This is a genomic window from Bacillus sp. N5-665 (assembly GCF_022637375.2).
GTDB classification, from domain to species: Bacteria; Bacillota; Bacilli; order Bacillales; family Bacillaceae_G; genus Bacillus_A; species Bacillus_A wiedmannii.
The window spans coordinates 760,133-774,269 of record NZ_CP093325.1 but is presented as its reverse complement, the minus strand read 5'-3'; the positions used below and the strand labels follow the sequence as shown (position 1 = coordinate 774,269).

The 14,137-nt window shown below is 37.9% G+C and carries 14 protein-coding genes; 2 read left to right on the top strand and 12 right to left on the bottom strand.

Annotated elements, in window-relative coordinates:
• Positions 1–59: 59 nt before the first annotated feature.
• Together MNO09_RS06365 and MNO09_RS06360 are read right to left on the bottom strand one after the other, a co-directional pair.
• Positions 60–551 carry a GNAT family N-acetyltransferase gene (locus MNO09_RS06365; RefSeq protein ID WP_001003143.1) on the bottom strand — a complete coding sequence of 164 codons (492 nt, stop codon included), beginning with the start codon at positions 549–551 and terminating at the stop codon, positions 60–62.
• Positions 548–1,096: a GNAT family N-acetyltransferase gene (locus MNO09_RS06360; protein WP_000494657.1), complete on the bottom strand. Its 549-nt coding sequence runs from the start codon at positions 1,094–1,096 to the stop codon at positions 548–550. The genes MNO09_RS06365 and MNO09_RS06360 overlap by 4 nt, the downstream gene beginning before the upstream one ends.
• Positions 1,097–1,238: 142 nt before the next feature.
• Here MNO09_RS06360 and MNO09_RS06355 point away from each other — a divergent pair, with 142 nt between their 5' ends.
• On the top strand, positions 1,239–1,583 hold the full coding sequence (locus tag MNO09_RS06355) for a PadR family transcriptional regulator (protein ID WP_000414144.1): 345 nt from the start codon (positions 1,239–1,241) through the stop codon (positions 1,581–1,583).
• Positions 1,580–2,242, top strand: coding sequence for a hypothetical protein (locus MNO09_RS06350; protein WP_001031386.1), 663 nt, complete (start codon positions 1,580–1,582; stop codon positions 2,240–2,242). The genes MNO09_RS06355 and MNO09_RS06350 overlap by 4 nt, the downstream gene beginning before the upstream one ends.
• 54 nt (positions 2,243–2,296) lie before the next feature.
• Here MNO09_RS06350 and murC read toward each other — a convergent pair whose 3' ends face one another.
• The 10 genes from murC to MNO09_RS06300 form a co-directional block, all read right to left on the bottom strand.
• Entirely contained in the window at positions 2,297–3,607 is a 1,311-nt protein-coding gene (gene murC, locus MNO09_RS06345) for a UDP-N-acetylmuramate--L-alanine ligase (protein WP_000219461.1), read from the bottom strand.
• 253 nt (positions 3,608–3,860) lie between these two features.
• A complete protein-coding gene (locus tag MNO09_RS06340; protein ID WP_000658380.1) occupies positions 3,861–4,979 on the bottom strand; it encodes a nicotinate phosphoribosyltransferase in 1,119 nt (372 codons plus the stop codon).
• Between the two features lie 61 nt (positions 4,980–5,040).
• A complete protein-coding gene (locus tag MNO09_RS06335; RefSeq protein ID WP_088107407.1) occupies positions 5,041–8,718 on the bottom strand; it encodes a DNA translocase FtsK in 3,678 nt (1,225 codons plus the stop codon).
• Positions 8,719–8,873: 155 nt separating this feature from the next.
• The gene (locus tag MNO09_RS06330) at positions 8,874–9,830 is read right to left on the bottom strand and encodes an N-acetylmuramoyl-L-alanine amidase (protein ID WP_000874061.1); all 957 of its coding nucleotides are present in this window, start codon (positions 9,828–9,830) and stop codon (positions 8,874–8,876) included.
• Positions 9,831–9,870: 40 nt separating this feature from the next.
• Positions 9,871–10,215, bottom strand: coding sequence for a hypothetical protein (locus tag MNO09_RS06325; RefSeq protein WP_000813286.1), 345 nt, complete (start codon positions 10,213–10,215; stop codon positions 9,871–9,873).
• A gap of 194 nt (positions 10,216–10,409) precedes the next feature.
• Entirely contained in the window at positions 10,410–11,024 is a 615-nt protein-coding gene (ytpR, locus tag MNO09_RS06320) for a YtpR family tRNA-binding protein (protein WP_001006767.1), read from the bottom strand.
• The gene (locus MNO09_RS06315; protein ID WP_000784602.1) at positions 11,021–11,833 is read right to left on the bottom strand and encodes a DUF1444 domain-containing protein; all 813 of its coding nucleotides are present in this window, start codon (positions 11,831–11,833) and stop codon (positions 11,021–11,023) included. Before MNO09_RS06315 ends, ytpR begins: the two co-directional genes overlap by 4 nt.
• A 78-nt stretch (positions 11,834–11,911) precedes the next feature.
• A complete protein-coding gene (locus MNO09_RS06310) occupies positions 11,912–12,226 on the bottom strand; it encodes a thioredoxin family protein (RefSeq protein WP_000838193.1) in 315 nt (104 codons plus the stop codon).
• Positions 12,227–12,309: 83 nt separating this feature from the next.
• Complete coding sequence (locus MNO09_RS06305; protein WP_000869956.1) at positions 12,310–12,819, bottom strand: DUF84 family protein; 510 nt, start codon at positions 12,817–12,819, stop codon at positions 12,310–12,312.
• 132 nt (positions 12,820–12,951) lie between these two features.
• Complete coding sequence (locus MNO09_RS06300) at positions 12,952–14,025, bottom strand: M42 family metallopeptidase (RefSeq protein ID WP_002096267.1); 1,074 nt, start codon at positions 14,023–14,025, stop codon at positions 12,952–12,954.
• Positions 14,026–14,137: the final 112 nt, after the last annotated feature.

The following is a 14,137-nucleotide window of genomic DNA, read 5'->3' as shown; positions in this document are numbered from 1 at the left end:
TAAATTATACCAATTTTTCCGTTTTGATTATAAAAAAAGGCCATTTCTGAATGACCTTTTCAAACAATGTACCTATAGAATTTCTTATCTACCTGTAACACTGGAAAACTTTTTGGCAACTCGTCTATACTCACACTTTGGAAATTATTCTTTTCATAAAAGCGATGCGCTGCTAAAAACTTCACTGTCGTTCCTAAGTAAATATCTTTCAGCTTTTTATTCTCAGCCCACAAAATTGCCGTTTGGAGCAACTTATGTGATGCACCCCAATCTTTTCCGCGAAACTCTTTTTTTACGAACATTTTTCTTAATGCTACTTGATCGTTGCCAATATCTAATAAGGCCACTGTTCCAACTACTTTATCATCATAAGTTGCTATCCAAAAGTTTCCACAATCCCTTTGATAGAACGTTTCTATTTCAAGTAAGTCTGGCTGCTCTTCTTTCGTAATGGGAACATTGTACTCTTTTTGCTGAATATGAACGATAAGATCTACTACTTTATCTTGAAACGTACTTTCATACGGAATAATGCGTATCTTCTCGTTCATCGGATCTCCTTCCACTCTGAAGCTAATAAACTATATACAGCGATATCATGAAAATGATCATATAACCATTCTTCATCTCTTAAAATACCATCTAACTTAAAACCTAAACGCTCTGGAATAGCTCGGCTTTTCTCGTTTTCAACACCGCATCTAATTTCTATTTTATTTAATTTTAAATTCTCAAATGCATAGTGAAGTACAGCCTTTACGCTACGCGTCATAATACCTGTCCCACCAGCATCTTCTGCAAGATAATATCCGAGACTTGCCGCTTTCTTCCCCCAACTTACTGGATGAATGCCCACCATCCCAACTAGCTTTCCTTTATAACGTATGCCACTTTCAAAACCGTCACCCTCTGCAAACTTCTTTAACCACATCGGACAAATTTCATCATACGCACCAGCAGATTTCATCCCATCTACCCAAGGAAGCCATCTTCGTAAATGATTACGGTTTTGGTCTATTAATTGATATAGTTCCTCTTTATGATGCTTCTCTAATAACTGTAATTCGATTTCGTCATCTACTCGAAGTGTGAACATGCTTTTTAGCCCCTTTTAGTTTTCTTATTATTCTAACACTTATAGATGCAAAATGTTAAATATTCACACTTTTTTCGATTTGATATAAGAACAACAACTATATATGATTGATATCTAGATATGAATCATATATAGTTAAGGTATGGAAAAAAATGATAATTTTATAATTCAATTACGTAAAGGTGTTTTTGATCTCGCTATTTTGTCTTTAATAAGTAAACAGCCTATGTACGGATACGAAATTACAAGTGCCTTACAAAATATCCCTGTGTTTCATATCCCGAACGGTTCGATTTACCCTATATTAAATCGAATCACGAAAAACAATTGGGCTGTTTCCTATTGGGAAGAGTCCGGTGATGGGCCAAAAAGAAAATACTATCGAATTACAGACGAAGGGAGAGAAATTTTAAATAGTCGCTTACATGATTATGATGCAGTGTATCATGCTCTAATGTTACTAGCTAAAGGAGAGGATAAAAAATGAACAAAGAACAATTCTTTTCAAATGAACTCATTACTTCTTTCTTACACGATCTTCATAAAGGTTTAATGAACTTACCTACGTCAGCAAGAGAACAACATGTGTTAGAGATCAAATCGGATTTATATGAAAATGCATTATGTAAAGAAAGTGAAGGGATACCATTAGCGAGCATTCCTTCACAAGTGATTGAAGAATTTCTTCCTCCAAAAGAATCAGCAAAGGAAATTGCAGGAGAATATACAGATGTTATTCAAGATGCACAGCAATCTACAAATACATTTATTAAATATTATTCCGGCCTATCTATCGGTCCACTCGGCGCTTTATCAGTGCCTATTGTACTCGGTTTTATAAATTTTTCTGCTAATTTACCATTTTTACTAGCCTTTATTGCAAGCAACATTTGGTTTATCTTTAGAGAAAACCATTGGAATATAGATTTATTAAAATACTTTAAAACAATTATTTTCATCAGTTCAAGACTGCTAATTGCTCTCCCATTCAGCTTTTTCGCTATTCGAATTATGATAACAAAACAATTCGATATGTTTTCATTCTATTATTTAATCGGATATGTACTTTTTAGTTCAATTTATATCGTTTTGTTAAAACAACTATACAAAAAAAATAAACAATACCAACATATCAACGCTTTTTAAAATATATCGAACACAACAAAAAAGACGCACAGCCACCGCTATGCGTCTTTTTTCTTACTTCTCTGCAACTTGAACTTCTTTTACGTAAGCCGCTTCGAATTTTTGGATGTCGCCTGCGCCCATGAAAATTAGAACGCCGTTTTTATGTTTCTTTAATACATCCGTTGTTGTATCTGTAATTAGTTCTGCACCGTCAATACGCTTTTGCAGATCTTCGATTGTTAATTCACCTTTGTTTTCGCGTGCTGATCCGAAAATATCACATAAGTATACTTGGTCAGCTTTGCTTAGACTTTCAGCGAACTCATCTAAGAATTTTTCTGTACGTGAGAATGTATGTGGCTGGAATACAGCGACAACTTCACGCTCTGGATGTTTTTGACGAGCTGCTTCAATCGTTGCATTAATTTCTGTCGGATGGTGTGCGTAGTCATCGATAATAACTTGCTCTCCCATTGGCTTTTCATTAAAGCGACGTTTTACGCCTTCAAAAGTTGTTAGCTGATGCTTAACTGCTTCTACATCAACGTTTTCATAATGGCAAAGCGCGATTACTGCTAATGCATTTAATACGCTGTGATTGCCGTATCCTGTAATTTTGAACGTGTCATAGTACGTATTACGAACGAATACATCGAAAATAGTACCATCTGTTCTCTTTTGAATGTTACGTGCTTGGAAATCATTATCTTCTCCAAATCCATAGAAAATAACAGGTACTTTCGCTTGAATTTTTTGAAGTTCTTCATCATCTCCACATGCAATAATGCCTTTTTTCACTTGCAATGCCATCTCTTGGAATGCATTGAATACATCATTGATATCTGAGAAATAATCTGGATGATCAAAATCAATGTTTGTCATAATCGCATAGTCTGGATTGTAAGACAAGAAATGACGACGATACTCACAAGCTTCAAATACAAAATACTTACTATTTTCTACCCCATGCCCTGTTCCATCTCCAATAAGGTAAGATGTAGGGTGTGCACCTTGCATTACATGGGCTAACAAGCCAGTTGTTGATGTTTTTCCATGTGCACCAGTTACAGCAACACTTGTGTATTGGTTCATAAGGTCACCTAAGAAGTGATGGTAACGATGTACCGGGATGTTTAATTCTTTTGCTGCTACGATTTCTTCATGCGTATCAGGAAATGCATTTCCTGCAATAATCACTTGTCCTTCTTTTACATTATTTTTATCAAAAGGAAGGATCGAGATATTACGCTTTTCCAACGCTGTTTGTGTAAAGAAACGCTTTTCATAATCAGACCCTTGAACAGTATGCTTCATGTCATGAAGAATTTGAGCTAATGAACTCATTCCTGTTCCTTTAATTCCTACAAAATGGTAAACTGTCATCTTAAAGAACCTCCAACATTTCGAACTAATACAACGGCCTATCTATAAGACAGTATATGAATCTTTTCTTATTTTGGTAATCATCATACATTTTTGATGTAGTGAAGTTATTCTTTCCCTTCACTTATCAGGATAAACTCGTACGTACTTCTTTTTTATGTCCATAACAAATCCATTATAGCAAAAAAGAAGCCGCTATACTATGATAACAGAAAAACTGATAGGGTCAATCACCTATCAGTTTTTCTCTCTTTTACATATCTTCTCTTTTTTCTAATTGAACACGCTCTAGACGTGGGTTTGGACGATATTTACGACCAGCTTTCGCTTCTGGTTTTCCATTTAATTCTACGTTATCACCAGTAAAGCCAATATTCATTTTTAATAAGCTACTTCCTACTCCGTATATATCAACAGGTACGTTTTGAGCTTCAAATTCACGAATACGCTTCTCATCAAATCCACCAGTTACAACGATGTCTACATGCTGGAATCCTTCTTCATCAAGTGCTTTACGAAGTGCGAATACAAGCGATGGGTTTACACCACGTGGATCGAATGTTCCAAGTACTTCTGGGTGGCGAATGAAGTATTGATCAATCATCGTGCGCGACGTATCTACACGTACACCTTTTAATGTTGATCCAAATTCACGCGCTACGCGAAGTGCATCTGTAATGACATCATTGTTGTAATCAATTAATACAACTAATTCATCTTCTGGGAATTTCTTATGATATGCTTTTGCCGCTTCCACAACATCACCATTAAACATTTGAATTAATGCGTGAGGCATTGTCCCCATACCACTTCTGCCCCACCATTCATTCATCGCATGCGTCGCTTGTGCGCTCATACCTCCGATGTATGCTGCATAACCGTCACCAGCTTGTTGCGTATAATGATCGTCACGATCTCCCATGAAAATAACTGGTTTTTCTTTATCTACACTACGTGCAGCTTGGACAACGTTATATACGTTTGTCGCAACTGATGTACGACGGGCTAAAATCCCATCAATGACACCTTCTAAAAATCCGAAATTTTCATAAGGACCATGAATTGTTAACACTGTTTCAAACGGACTAATATTATCGCCATCTTTTAAAGAGTTAATTTCAAGTTCCTCAGGATTTTTTGCGAATGTTTGTAGCAATGCAATCACTTCATCTGTTCCGCAAAGAACTGCATTTTCCTTTTGGAAAAATTGCATCGTCACAACACTTTTCGGGCGAAATTCTTCAATGATTTCTCTAGTCTTTAAAAAGTAAACGGCAGAGAACCAACCTTCTCCAACACGTTCGTCAAATTTAAATGTTCTATTTGTTAGTCTATTTATTTCACCTTTTAATTTTAATTCAATTTCTTTCATGTCGCTTTACTCCCTACTTTACTATCCAACATTTTCTATTAGTATACAGCAAAACCGTTTCCTATACATTTGTTTCCTGCATAGCAGCGAATTCATCCTCAGAAATAAGGACATCTCTCGGTTTCGTTCCTCTTCCTTCAGAAATAATCCCTTGCGATTCCATCTCTTCAATGAGACGTGCCGCGCGATTATAACCGATGCGGAATTTTCGCTGTACAGAAGATGTGGACGCTCCCCCTTGTTCTACAACAAATTGACATGCATCAAAGAACAATTCGTCTTCCGACTCAGCTTGTTCTGTTTTCGCTAATAAATCCTCTTGCTTAAATAAGTAGTTCGGCTTCATTTGCTTTCTCACATGATCAACTGTTTTCTCAATCTCATCATCCGATACATATACACCTTGTACACGAACCGGTTTAGACGTACCGTTTCCTAAGAATAACATATCACCACGACCAAGTAATTTCTCCGCGCCCCCAATATCGATAATCGTACGCGAATCAACTTGGGATGATACTGTAAACGCAATACGCGTTGGAATGTTTGATTTAATTAAACCTGTAATAACGTCTACAGATGGTCTCTGCGTCGCAACTAATAAGTGAATACCACAAGCACGAGCTTTTTGTGCAATACGACAAATCGCTTCCTCAACATCACCAGGAGCAACCATCATTAAGTCGGCTAACTCGTCAATGACAATAACGATATAAGGTAATGTCTCTCCTGGAATTTCTCGCCCACTTACAATCGTATTATAACGAGTTAAATCACGAGCACCCGCGTGCGCAAACAATTCATAACGACGCTCCATTTCTTCAACTGCCCACTTTAAAGCCGCTGTCGCTGCTTTTACATCCGTAATAACAGGTGCTACAAGATGTGGAACAGAATTGTATGGTGCAAGCTCAACCATCTTCGGATCGATTAACATTAACTTCACTTCATGCGGTTTCGCTTTATATAAAATACTCGTTAAAATTGCGTTAATGCACACACTTTTACCAGAACCCGTTGCACCCGCAATAAGTCCATGTGGCATTTTTCGAATATCCGTTACAATTGGATCGCCTGAAATATCAAGTCCTAGCGCAACTGTAAGCGGTGATTCACTCTTTGTAAACACAGGACTTCGTAAAATTTCACGAAGGAATACTGGCTTACTTTCTTTATTTGGAACTTCGATTCCAATCGCACTCTTCCCTGGAATCGGTGCTTCAATACGAATATCTTTCGCTGCTAAACTCAGTTTAATATCATCACTTAAGTTTGTAATTTTATTTACTTTCACACCTGGGTCTGGCTGTACTTCAAAACGAGTTACCGCTGGACCTTGCGATACGTTAATAACATGTGCACCAACGTGGAAATTATTAAATGTTGTATCTAATAATTCTTTCTGTTCATCCAACCATTCCGTATTATCTAACGCTGCCTGCTGCGGAATTGACAACAATGTTAATGGCGGAATTGCATATGTCGGTGGTGTTTGCAATACATTTCGCATATCGTTCTCTCTTTGATTTACAACATATGCTTTCTCTTGTACTTCCGTACTTGAAATTGGCTTGTGTACTTGCTCTGCCACTACTTGCTGCATTGGTTTCTCTTCTACTCGTGATTCCACCACTACTTGCTGCATTGGTTTCTCTTCCACTTGTGGTTCCACTACCACTTGCTGCATTGGTTTCTCTTCCACTCGTGATTCCACCACTACTTGCTGCATTGGTTTCTCTTCCACTTGTGGGTCCACTGCCACTTGTTGCACTGGTGCTTCTTCTACTTGTTGTACAGGCTTATTCTCTACTCGTTCGCTCATAGAAGATTGCATTGCATTTACTCTAGCCGCATGTCTTTCCATTAATCGCGTTCTGTCTTGTTTCAACATAACAACATTAAATGGTACATGACGCTTTTTCTCACGTTTTGGTTCTTCTTTTTGTACAATTGGTTGTTCTTCCGCAATCGGTGCTTCTTCTACAACTGACTGCTCTTCCGCAATCGGTGCTTCTTCTACAACTCGTTGTTCTTCTGCAATCGGTGCTTCTTCTACAACTTGTTGTTCTTCTGCAATTAAAACATTAGCAAAGCTTTGAACATCTTTCTTCGCTTGTTCTTCAGCCTCTGCAACATGTATGAATTCATTCGTTTGTTCAATTGCTTCATTTAAAACCATTTCTTGCTGTGTTTCCTCAAGTGCTACAGGTTCTGCTTCTTCTGGCGCTTCCGTTTCCGTAATTACTTCCACTTCTTCTGACTCTTCCGCTTCTGCTTCCGCAATTACTTCCACTTCTTCTGACTCTTCTGTTTCCGCAATTACTTCCGTTTCTTCTGGCGCTTCTGTTTCCGCAATTACTTCCACTTCTTCTAGCTCTTCTGCTTCTACAATTACTTCCACTTCTTCTAGCTCTTCTGCTTCTGCAATTACTTCCACTTCTTTTAGCTCTTCTGCTTCTGCAATTACTTCTACTTCTTCTGACTCTTCCGCTTCTGCAATTACTTCCACTTCTTCTAGCTCTTCTGCTTCTGCAATTACTTCCACTTCTTCTGGCGCTTCTGTTTCTGCAATTACTTCCACTTCTTCTGACTCTTCCGCTTCTGCAATTACTTCTACTTCTTCTGGCGCTTCTGCTTCCGCAATTACTTCCACTTCTTCTGACTCTTCCGCTTCTGCAATTACTTCTACTTCTTCTGGTATTTCCACGATGATTGTTTCTTCAAGTTTTTCTTCTGCTTTGACAATCACTGATTCTTCCGGTGCTTGTTTTTCTACTTCAATAGTAGGTTGTTCTATTTCTGTATTACGTTTAGTTTCTTCTGATAATATTGTATCCTCGTGCTCTACTTTAGAATCTACTAATTCCGTTTGTAGAATGTTTTGGGCCACTACATCACTTTCTTGCTTAGCATCTTCCATACGCTCAGCAATTGTTTGATGAGGTACTTCACCCGCTGGAACTGCCTGCTGTGCACTAATTTCTTGAACCACTTCTTTTTCTTCTACTATAGGCTCTTGGCTTTCAATTTCATAACCGTTTTTCTCTAGCCATCGATCGACAACTGACTTTTCTTCCTTTTTATTTTGTTGATCTCGCTGATCAATGCCTTCATGACTGGAAGAATTCGTTGCTTGTCCTTCTGAGAAATCAGATAATGTATATCCTTTTTTCTCTAACCATGCATCAACGACTGATTTGCCCTCTACAGATATTTCAAGATCTTCTCTTTCCTTTTTTTCCTCCTGCTTTTCTACCTTTTTCTCTACAGAAGGACGATTATATCCGTAAATTGGCGAGATCATTTCTGTTGGACGAAATGGTCTACGGTTACTTTCTTGCGAAGGTGCAGATGCTTTCTTTACGACAGGCTCTCTCTCCGGTTCATATTGTACTTCCGGCTCTTCATATGTAGAAACTACCTTTTCCACATACTGTCGTCTACTTCTTTCCACTTTGCCCCCTCTTTGAGTAGGCTGATTTTCATATGTTACAACTTGAACAGGTTGTTCTTCAAAATGCCCTGTTGCTATAACATCCTCTTCATCGAACCCATTATCCGGTACTAATGGAAAACGGCATTTACCTGCATTCCGACTTGCCATTTGTGCTTCTCTTGCTTCAGTGTAGTGGTTTACACGAGGGATCTTCGGCTGACTTTCGATTTGCTTTGGTACTTCTTTATTTATCGCTGTTTGTTCTTCCTCTTTGTTAAACAGCTTTTTCATCCAATCTAACATGCTTACCACTCTTTCTACTAAATAGTAACATCCTTTATTGTATCAGCATTCGGCGAAAAGTGCAGGTAAAATTAAGCATGTCATATTTATCCATAACATTCTAATTTACGAGTCTTTTCATATGGAAAAACGCAGCCTTCCATGTAAGACTGCGTTTAAGCTTTACTCTTCCGATACTCATCTACACTATCCGTTACACTTTGCAATAAAGAATTTACATACTGTGGGTCAGATAATTTTTTATCTTCTTCAGGATTTGACATAAACCCAAGTTCTAATAGTACACCAGGTACTTTGGCCCAATTAAATCCAGAAAGATCCTCCCTGAATTTAATTCCATTTACTTTCACTTGCTGATTCTCTCTCATTTTATTTACAATCGTTTGAGAGATTTGAAGACTTTCAGCATAAATCTCTTTCGTATATGGACTTCCTTCTGCCGGCGTTAATACAGCAAATCCACTTTGATTCGAATTTTCAGAACCATCTGCATGAAGACGCAAAAACAAATTCGCCTTATGGTCATTCGCAAATGTTGCGCGTTCTTTATTACTTATATCCACATTTTGTGACGTTCTCGTCATTAATACTTGTATTCCCTTTGCTTCTAACTTTTCTTTTAATACGAAAGCCATTTCTAATACAAGAACAGCCTCTCTTTTTTTCGTCACAACACCAGTTGTACCATCTGTCACTTTATATTTTTGCGTCGTTGCTCCTGGCCCAATCGGTTCTAAATTTAAATTCGCTTTTTGTTGATGCCCTGGATCAATAACAACAAGAAACTTTCCTTGTTTTTCATTACTCTCTACTTTTTGTTCATTATTTTGCAGCGGTTGCTCTGTTGGCTGCACTGGCGTAGCTTCCTCTTTCTTTTCCTCGGCTGGCACTTCCTCCTGCTTATGCTCCACTTGCTCATTTGTTTGAACTGCTTGTGGTTCTTCTTTCTTTTCTTGTTCTTCTTGCTGCTTTTCTACCGGTGCGTCTTCCTTGTTATCTTTGTTTGTTTCCTTCATAGAAGATGTTACTTCTTTTTTCGGCTCTTCTTGCGAACAGCCTCCCATATATATTCCAATGAATGCAATCATGCTCATTATTTTTATATACTTCATGTTTTTCTCCCGTCACTTTGCACCGGTCTCAAAGTTTTTCTTATAATTGTTTTATAATCTCATCCATATTCCCAATATGAACGGGTTGCCACGCTTCTGTACCACGCTCTGCAGTATAAACTAGATAAGCATCATCAGCCACATTTACGAAAACTGGATCCCCCATATCTGTTTCATATCCAATAACAATCCATTCTTCTTGCCATTTACCACTGTCTTCACTTATTAATGAGTTTTTATGTTTATCATATCGGTAACCGATTTGTCCTTTTTCTAATTCATTTTCGCTAAACACATATATTTCATAAGAACCTAGTTCGATATCTTGCTGTTTTGAAGTTTCAATTCGTTTCAGAAGTTCCGCGATTTTTAGTTGTTGTTTCATACGTATATCCCCTTCTATTTTTCTAAATTTTAACTAGTTTGTTTATAAAATACAATATAGTTTTTGAGAAAAAAGGTGACATCCTTATAATATGAACGATTTTTTGAATATATCTGTCACAACTCGCAATATATCAACGATTCAACAGAAAAGAGAGGCTGTCCAAAAGGACAACCTCTCTTTTCTTACATCAATTAAAATTTGAACTCTTGTCCAACTTCAAAGCTATCTTCTAATACTAGAATACCTTTTTCTTGTGGAGCATCTGGAAGCTCTAATTCACGTGCTGAGCAAATCATTCCAGAAGAAGGAACACCGCGAAGTTCAGCTGGTTTAATTAGCATACCGCTTGGCATTACAGCGCCAATTTTTGCAACGACAACTTTTTGTCCTGCATCAACGTTCGGTGCGCCACATACGATTTGTAATGTTTCTGTACCGATTTCTACTTTACAAATGTTTAACTTATCAGCATTTGGATGCTTCTCTTTTTCAGCTACATAGCCTACAACAAATTTTGGAGAAAGATCTGCTTCTACTGTTTCTTCAAAGCCGTTCTTCGCTAAAATTCCGTTGATTTTTTCTACAAATTCTTTCGTTAATGTTAGGTTACCTGTTTCTTTTACTTCTAAGTAAGAAGACGCATTAAAGATGTTGAATCCTGCTGTTACATTGCTTTCACGATCGTATACGCGCGCAACATCTCCTTTGCGATCAAAAGTACGGTTCTCTAAAGTAATATCTTGTAAGGCAACAATTAGAGTGTCACCAATTCCTTCAAGGTTGTAAAAAACGTTCACTTCGTTCATCCTTTCTCTTTTCCATCTGTCTTCTTCCGATTCTTCGCTAAAATAAAGATTGGTTCAAAGTCCCCATCTTCATAGACGAATGAAAGTGATGTAATCGGAACATGCCCTTCGGCAAAAAATTTCATTGTCATTTGTGCAATAATATCATAACCGATTTCGTTGACGATATCAGCAATAATTAATACATCTTGGTGAGGAACAGCAACAACCATGTCACCAGAAATCTTTTCACGCATCGATTGTAGTAACGATTCGTTTAAAATACGTGTCGCATCATACCCATCGTTTGTGTTTAAAAAGTAGAATGTATTCCCTGCTACTGTTTCTTGTTTAAATTCATAACCTAATGAGCGAGCGTTGAATAATGCCATTTCACGCACTTGTTGCTCTGTAAGTTCTAATTTTTGTAATAGACGCTCATCAATGAGTCGATACGTTTTATTCGAATCTAATGCGTAGTAAATACGTGTTTCCGCCGTATGATCCGTCATAATAAACGGATTTCCTTCTTCTGCTTGTTTCGGGAAAGAAGTAGAGCGAATAACAGGTAAAATTTTCGCTGCGCTATTTTCTTCTTTATGCATCGCAATTAACGCTTCTTGTACGTAATAAGCAACCTCTTCAATTGCTTTTTCTTTATTCACTTCCCATTTTGCCACAACTCCTGGAAGCGATACGTTAATACCCTTTTTCGAGTCTTTTTGTTCTATGCGTAGAACTTCTTTCTCGCTATCATACTGAAAGTCCCATTCTGGGCGAGATAATTTCTTCATTAACTCGTCTTTCATCTTTTTACTTGTCATCTTCATCTCTTTTTCCTCCCTTCCAAAAAAATAACCTCCCCCGCGAAGGTAGAGGTTGTTTTACAATTCAATTGGCAAATTGCCTTATTTTAAACCTTCAATAAACTCTTCGATTTGTTCTTGTGTTTTACGATCTTTGTTTACATAGCGACCTGTTTCTTCACCCTTATTGTACGCTACAAAGCTCGGAATGCCAAATACGTCTAATTTTACGCATAGATCAATAAACTCATCACGATCTACATAGTAAAATGAGAAATCACTATATTTCTCTTCTACTTCTGGCATAAACGGGTCTACAAAACGGCAGTCTGGGCACCATTCCGCTGAGAACATAAAGACTACATTCTCTTCATTTTTCAATTGTTGGAATTGCTCCATGCTTTCTAATGATTTCATCTATATTTCCTCCTCTAACGAGTGCTTTTTTTCATGTTATAATCTTTCTTTTATACTACCATACATCGCGCATGGTGCAAGGTTTATGCTTGCTTTTCATCATACTTATATTGCCCAACAAGTAACTTAACAACGTGTACAAATAATTCCGTGCGGTCGACGTAATCATCTGTAAAGATACCGATCGCACCTTCGTGACTACGAATATCTTTTCTCTGTACAAACTCTTCCATCACTTCACTTAACTCCTTGCCATCTTCAAGAGGTGCTAAAAAATCATCTGGTAACGTAATACGTGCACCGCCTGCAACGAATGTTTTACCGGCACTTGTTGCTAGCGCGCCCCAGTTACACATAAATAAACCGTGCTCCGTTTTCATTACGCCGCCTTCTAATCCAATACCAATTTGAGCTTCTCCTTCTTGTAGCGCTCGCTTCGCTCTATTAACCGCTCCTTGCATCGTCTCTTCATCTGAAAACGGCTGGTTTGCTACTCCTGAAGGAACAGAAAGAGATGTAATTGTAGCATCTTTCCAAACCTTCTCCACAGCACCAACTTTCGTTTTATTCTTCGATCCAACTACTACTTTCATTTCTTTCACCTCTATATACATTCATCATCTTACCTTAATCAAATTACTCTTTATACATGGGAGCACGGCCACCACTCATCGATAGGGTATCTCTCCCACCTAAAAAAAGAAAGGCTCTTCAGCCCTTCTTCTCTATGCGTTATTCTTAATTGTCTCTAACGTCGTTTTATCCGTTGCTCTTACAAGCTTCGTAATGAGTTCTTTTGCTGCCGCATAATCATCAACATGTAAAATAGAAGCATGTGTATGAATGTAACGTGCGCAAACACCAATTACTGCTGATGGGATACCTGAGTTACTTGTATGTACACGGCCCGCATCTGTACCACCTTGTGAAATAAAGTATTGGTACGGAATGTTGTGTGTTTCTGCTGTATCTAAAATGAATTCGCGCATTCCTCTATGCGTTACCATTGTACGATCATAAATACGAAGAAGAGCACCTTTTCCTAATTGACCGAACTGCGTTTTATCACCAGATGCATCGTTTGCTGGACTTGCATCAAGCGCATAGAAAATGTCTGGTTGAATCATATTTGCAGCAGTTTGTGCACCGCGAAGACCAACTTCTTCTTGTACAGTCGCACCAGAGTATAATGTGTTTGGTAATGTTTCGTCTTTTAATTCTTTTAATAATTCGATTGCAAGGCCACATCCGTAACGGTTGTCCCAAGCTTTCGCCATAATTTTCTTTTCGTTTGCCATCGGTGTAAACGGACAGATTGGCACGATTTGTTGTCCTGGTTTTACACCAATCTCAATCGCATCTTCGTAGCTATCTGCACCTATATCAATTAACATATTTTTTATATCCATCGGTTTTGCACGTTGCGCGTCACTTAATAAATGAGGAGGAATAGAACCAACAACCCCAATAACAGGACCATTCTTCGTCATAACTTGTACACGTTGCGCTAATAACACTTGACTCCACCAGCCGCCTAACGTTTGAAAACGAATCATACCGTTTTTCGTAATTTGCGTAACCATGAAACCTACTTCATCCATATGACCTGCTACAAGAACACGTGGGCCAGTTTCGTCCCCTTTTTTCAGACCAAATACGCTACCTAAACCGTCTTGCACAATTTCATCCGCATATTTGCTTAATTCTTGCTTCATAAAACGGCGTACATCATGTTCGAAACCTGATGCACCTTGTAATTCTGTTAACGTACGAAATAATTGTAATGTCTCTTTATTCACGAAGTCCCCTTCTTTCAAACCTTAGTAGAATACCTCTTTTATTGTAACGAAATTTTCGAAATGTTTCTAGTTTCTTCTTTTTTAACTGTATTTGCTTTATAATTATTATTGG

Bases quoted from the DNA above. Each gene is read 5' to 3' on its own strand.
- MNO09_RS06365 (WP_001003143.1), bottom strand. From the start codon at position 551: ATGAACGAGAAGATACGCATTATTCCGTATGAAAGTACGTTTCAAGAT.
- MNO09_RS06360 (WP_000494657.1), bottom strand. From the start codon at position 1,096: ATGTTCACACTTCGAGTAGATGACGAAATCGAATTACAGTTATTAGAG.
- MNO09_RS06355 (WP_000414144.1), top strand. From the start codon at position 1,239: ATGGAAAAAAATGATAATTTTATAATTCAATTACGTAAAGGTGTTTTT.
- MNO09_RS06350 (WP_001031386.1), top strand. From the start codon at position 1,580: ATGAACAAAGAACAATTCTTTTCAAATGAACTCATTACTTCTTTCTTA.
- murC (WP_000219461.1), bottom strand. From the start codon at position 3,607: ATGACAGTTTACCATTTTGTAGGAATTAAAGGAACAGGAATGAGTTCA.
- MNO09_RS06340 (WP_000658380.1), bottom strand. From the start codon at position 4,979: ATGAAAGAAATTGAATTAAAATTAAAAGGTGAAATAAATAGACTAACA.
- MNO09_RS06335 (WP_088107407.1), bottom strand. From the start codon at position 8,718: ATGTTAGATTGGATGAAAAAGCTGTTTAACAAAGAGGAAGAACAAACA.
- MNO09_RS06330 (WP_000874061.1), bottom strand. From the start codon at position 9,830: ATGAAGTATATAAAAATAATGAGCATGATTGCATTCATTGGAATATAT.
- MNO09_RS06325 (WP_000813286.1), bottom strand. From the start codon at position 10,215: ATGAAACAACAACTAAAAATCGCGGAACTTCTGAAACGAATTGAAACT.
- ytpR (WP_001006767.1), bottom strand. From the start codon at position 11,024: ATGAACGAAGTGAACGTTTTTTACAACCTTGAAGGAATTGGTGACACT.
- MNO09_RS06315 (WP_000784602.1), bottom strand. From the start codon at position 11,833: ATGAAGATGACAAGTAAAAAGATGAAAGACGAGTTAATGAAGAAATTA.
- MNO09_RS06310 (WP_000838193.1), bottom strand. From the start codon at position 12,226: ATGAAATCATTAGAAAGCATGGAGCAATTCCAACAATTGAAAAATGAA.
- MNO09_RS06305 (WP_000869956.1), bottom strand. From the start codon at position 12,819: ATGAAAGTAGTAGTTGGATCGAAGAATAAAACGAAAGTTGGTGCTGTG.